This window comes from Streptomyces sp. TRM64462 (assembly GCF_013362995.1).
GTDB lineage: Bacteria > Actinomycetota > Actinomycetes > Streptomycetales > Streptomycetaceae > Streptomyces.
The window spans coordinates 1-4,548 of the sequence record NZ_JABWDV010000442.1; the positions used below are offsets into that span (position 1 = coordinate 1).

Here is a 4,548-nt window from a genome sequence, read left to right on the forward strand (position 1 = left end):
GTACCCCCACCCCCAAGCACTTCGTGCAGGGGGGACCCCCAGGGCGATGGGGGTCCCCCCTGCACGAGCGAAGTCGAGAGCTTGGGGGAGGGTGGGCACAGCGGGACCGGCCGCCCGCACACCCTGTTCCCGGTCACCCCGTGGGCGGTGCGCGATCCCGTGCGTCGTGGGTCGGGGCCGCTCCGGGGCTCACCTCCTCGGATTGGCGGGCTCGGGTCCGGGCCTGGATTGCCCGGCCGTACCCGCCAATCGCTGCGGGGGCGACCCCTACGCGTCCCCTCCCGCCGTACGGCGACTCACCGCCGGTGGGGGCCGGTGGGGGTGGGCTACAGGGACGCTGCTGCCGGATTCACCATGCCCCGTACCGTGCGGGACTTGACGAATTCGCCCATCGCCGTCATCTCCCACTCCCCGGAGAACTGGCGGATGAGCTTGCACATCATCACGCCCGTCTGCGGCTCCGCGTTCGTCAGGTCGAAGCGGACCAGTTCCTCGCCCGTCGCGGCGTCCAGGAGGCGGCAGTACGCCTTGGCGACCTCCGTGAACTTCTGGCCCGAGAAGGAGTTCACGGTGAAGACCAGGCCCGTCGCCTCCGCGGGCAGGCGGCCCAGGTCGACCGTGATGACCTCGTCGTCGCCGGCGCCCTCGCCCGTCAGGTTGTCGCCGGAGTGGCGGACCGCGCCGCCCAGGATGTTCAGCTTGCCGAAGTAGCAGCTGTCCAGGTGGTTGCGCTGGGGGCCGTACGCGATGACGGAGGCGTCCAGGTCGATGTCCTTCGCCCGGTAGGCGGGCTCCCAGCCGAGGCCCATCTTGACCTGGGACAGCAGCGGGCGGCCGCCCTTGACCAGGGACACGGTCTGGTTCTTCTGGAGGCTGACGCGGCCCTTGTCCAGGTTGATCTTGCCGGTGGCGGCCGGCGCGGGCGCCGGCGGCGGGGACGCGGGCATCGGGGGTGCCGCCGCAGGGGCGGGTTCCTCTTCCACCGTGACGCCGAAGTCCGTCGCGATGCCCGCGAGACCGTTCGCGTACCCCTGGCCCACCGCGCGGGCCTTCCACGCGCCGCCCCGCCGGTAGACCTCCATCACCACGAGCGCCGTCTCGGCGCCGAGCTGCGGCGGTGTGAACGTGGCGAGTACGGCGCCGGTGTCGGCGTCGCGGAGCGTGGCGGTCGGCTCGATGCCCTGGAACGTCTGGCCCGCGGCGTCCGGGCTCGCCGTGACGACGATCCTCTCGATGCCGGCGGGCACCGCGCCCGTGTCCACCGTGATCGCGTCGGGCGCGGCACCGCCGCCGGAGCGGTGGCCGACGCCGGGGCCCGACGGCTGGTTGTAGAAGATGAAATCGTCGTCCGAGCGCACCTTGCCGTCCGCGCCGAGCAGCAGGCCCGATACGTCGAGCCGCACCGGAGCGGTGACGTCCACCGCCACGCGCGCGGCGGACAGGGGGATGTTCGAGCCGGGGGTCATAGCTGTCATGACTGACGTAACGAGCGACTCCGCTTTACCGTTCCCTTACCCTCGGCCGGCCCGGTTCCGCTCAGGGTCCTATCCTTCCGGTCCGTGACCGTAAGGACCATATTTCGCACGGGGGACGTGGACGAGGCGCGCCGGGAGATCGGGGCGCGGTTCTACGCCAACTTCATGGATGTCATCGAGGCGGAGGGGCGGCCGTTCGCCGCGCGCTTCGAGACCGTCGGCCTGGGAGCGATGGTCGTCGGGGACATGCGGTGCGGCGCCGATGTGCGGATGCGCTTCGGGGAGCTGGGCGCGTACCACGTGAACGTACCGCTCAGCGGGCGCCTGGAGCTGCGGCAGGGCGGCGGGCCGCCGGCGACGGCGACGCCCGCGCGCGGGAACGTGCTGGATCCGGCGGGGCGGGTCGTCGTGGACCGGTGGACGGGCGACTGCCGGGTGATCGCCGTGAAGGTCGAGACGGCCGCGCTGCGCCGCCGCCTGGAGGACCTGCTGGGCCGCGCCCCGCGCCGCCGGCTCACCCTCGCGCCCACCCTGGACCTCACCGCCGGGCCCGGGCGCGACTGGGCGGTGCTGGTGCGGCGGCTGGCCGTGGAGGCGGCCGACCCGGACGGGCTGGCCCGGCACCCGCTGGTCGTGCGGTCCCTGGAGGACGCGCTGCTCACGGGCCTGCTCCTCGCGGCCGGCCACCCGTACCGCGACGAGCTCGCAGCGCCGGAGCGCTCGCTGCGCCCCGCGCCGGTCAAGCGGGTCATGGACGCGGTACGGGAGCGCCCCGAGCACCCGTTCACGGCGACCGAGCTGGCCGGGCTCGCCCGGGTGAGCGCCCGGCGGCTCCAGGAGGCGTTCCGCGCGTACCTCGGGACGACGCCGATGGGGTACGTACGGGATGTGCGCCTGGAGCGGGTCCGCGACGAGCTGCGGGCGGCCGATCCGGACAGCGGGCTGACGGTCGGTGAGGTGGCGTGGCGCTGGGGGTTCACGCACCTGGGGCGGTTCGCCGCGCGCTACCGGGAGCGGTTCGGCGAGACGCCGTCGCAGACCCTGCGGGCGCGGCGCTGAGCTGTGCCTCCGTGTGCTTCAGCGTGCTGCTGTGCGTCGCGTATTGCGGACAGCGGGGCGCGCTCAGTGGATCGTTGATCGTTTCAGCGGGGTCTAGGGTCACGTGGTGAGACGCGGACGCGGTCGTGTCTGTCCCCCGTGGGTACGTCGCGTCCGCGTCACGGGTCCGGCCGGGTCGCCCCCCGTGACATCCGGCTGGACCCGCCCCTTCAGTGCGGCCAGCGTGGCGGGTTGGTGCAGAAGTGGCCGCCCAGGTGGGCGTGGTCCGGGTTGGCGTCGTCCAGCTCCCCCTGGTCCGCCGTCAACTTCGCCGCGTACTCCTCCGAGTCGTCCTGCGGCTCGTAACCGAGCGCCCGCGCCGACGAGAGGTCCCACCACAGGCGGGTGTTGGCCGAGGAGCCGTGGACCACGGTGTGGCCGACGCCCTCGGCGGTGAGCGCCGCGTGGAAGAGGCGGGCGCAGTCCTCCGGGCTCATCCACACGGACAGCATCCGTACGGTCGTGGGCTCGGGGTAGCAGGAGCCGATCCGTACGGACACCGTCTCCAGGCCGTGCCGGTCCCAGTAGAGCTGCGCCAGGTCCTCACCGAACGACTTGGACAGGCCGTAGAAGGTGTCCGGGCGGCGCGGCGTGTCCACCGGGATCAGCGGGTCGCCCGCGCGCGGGCGCGGTGTGAAGCCGACCGCGTGGTTGCTGGACGCGAAGACGATCCGGCGGACGCCCTCCTCGCGGGCCGCCTCGTACAGGTGGTAGGTCCCTTCGATGTTGGCGCGCAGGATCTTCTCGAAGGGGGCTTCCAGGGAGATGCCCGCGAGGTGGATGATCGCGTCGACGCCGCGTACCGCGTCGCGCAGCGCGTCCCGGTCCGCGAGGTCGGCGACGATCGCGTCGGGCGCGCCCTCGACGGGGGCGATGTCGAGGAGCCTCAGCTCGTATCCGTAGGCCGGCAGCAGCCCCCGCATCAGGGTGCCGAGGCCGCCGGCGGCGCCGGTCAGCAGGACGGTGCGGGCAGCGGGCATCAGCGGGCACTCCTTGCGGATACGTGGACATCATTCACATGCGTGGACACGCTATTGAGGTGGCCGTCGGACCGTCAAGGGGTCGCTGGTGGGCGTCGTTTCGCGGTTGACCGCCCGTTCCGGCTGTCCTAGCGTGAGGCGGGTTCAGACATGTGGATGGTGGTCAGATGTGCATATCTGGCTGATGGTTTCGCCTAGGGAGTGTCCGTGACCTCACCCCCGCTCGCCGGCCGCCTGGACGGCCTGCTCGTACTGCCGCCGCTCAGCGAGCCCGCGCCGGTCGCGGGGGAGGAGACGCGGTGAGGGCGTCCGCCTTCGTCTACCCCTGGGACGTCGTGGGCGACCCCGACGCCGCCGCCCGGATCGCCGGGCTCGGCGTCCGGCAGGTCACGCTGGCCTCCGCGTACCACTCCACCCGGGCCCTCACCCCGCTCCACCCCCGCCACCGGGTGGTCACCGCCGAGTACGCCGCCGTGCTCTACCCGCCCGATCCCGCGCGCTGGGCCGGGCGCTCCCTGCGCCCGTACGCGGCGGGGGACTGGGCGCCGGGCGACGCGTACGGGCAGGCCGCCGAGGTGCTGGAGGCCGCCGGGCTCGACGTGCACAGCTGGGTGATCCTCGCCCACAACTCCCGGCTGGGCGCGGAGCACCCGGGCACGTCGGTGGTCAACGCCTACGGCGACCGCTACCCGTGGGCGCCCTGCATCGCCCGCCCCGAGGTGCGGGCCCATCTGGTCGACCTGGCCGCCGAGGCCGCCGTACGGCCCGGGGCGCGGGGCACCGAACTGGAGTCGTGCGGCTGGTACGGCCTGGCCCATCTGCACGCCCACGACAAGACGGGCGGCGTGCCGCTCGGGGACGCGGCGCAGTACCTGATGTCGCTGTGCTTCTGCGGGGCGTGCCGGGAGGGGTACGCGGGCGAGGGCCTCGACCCCGGCCGGCTGGCCGTCGCCGTGCGGGACGCCCTGGAGCCCGTGTGGGCGGCCGGCGGGGGC

The 4,548-nt window shown here is 73.5% G+C and carries 3 protein-coding genes and 1 pseudogene; 2 read left to right on the plus strand and 2 right to left on the minus strand.

Going from position 1 to position 4,548, the window contains the following annotated elements:
• Positions 1-326: 326 nt before the first annotated feature.
• Positions 327-1,466: a TerD family protein gene (locus tag HTZ82_RS28395; protein WP_175412246.1), complete on the minus strand. Its 1,140-nt coding sequence runs from the start codon at positions 1,464-1,466 to the stop codon at positions 327-329.
• A gap of 93 nt (positions 1,467-1,559) precedes the next feature.
• On the opposite strand from HTZ82_RS28395, the gene HTZ82_RS28400 reads away from it, so the two are divergent.
• The gene (locus HTZ82_RS28400) at positions 1,560-2,534 is read left to right on the plus strand and encodes an AraC family transcriptional regulator (protein ID WP_309235739.1); all 975 of its coding nucleotides are present in this window, start codon (positions 1,560-1,562) and stop codon (positions 2,532-2,534) included.
• A gap of 209 nt (positions 2,535-2,743) precedes the next feature.
• Here HTZ82_RS28400 and HTZ82_RS28405 read toward each other — a convergent pair whose 3' ends face one another.
• Positions 2,744-3,553: an NAD(P)-dependent oxidoreductase gene (locus tag HTZ82_RS28405; RefSeq protein ID WP_175412245.1), complete on the minus strand. Its 810-nt coding sequence runs from the start codon at positions 3,551-3,553 to the stop codon at positions 2,744-2,746.
• Positions 3,554-3,852: 299 nt separating this feature from the next.
• Between HTZ82_RS28405 and HTZ82_RS28410 the strand changes: the two are divergent.
• A pseudogene (locus HTZ82_RS28410) lies at positions 3,853-4,548 on the plus strand (hypothetical protein); the annotation flags it as partial.

Coding starts and splice junctions, on each gene's coding strand:
- HTZ82_RS28395 (WP_175412246.1), bottom strand. CDS start 1,466: ATGACCCCCGGCTCGAACATCCCCCTGTCCGCCGCGCGCGTGGCGGTG.
- HTZ82_RS28405 (WP_175412245.1), bottom strand. CDS start 3,553: ATGCCCGCTGCCCGCACCGTCCTGCTGACCGGCGCCGCCGGCGGCCTC.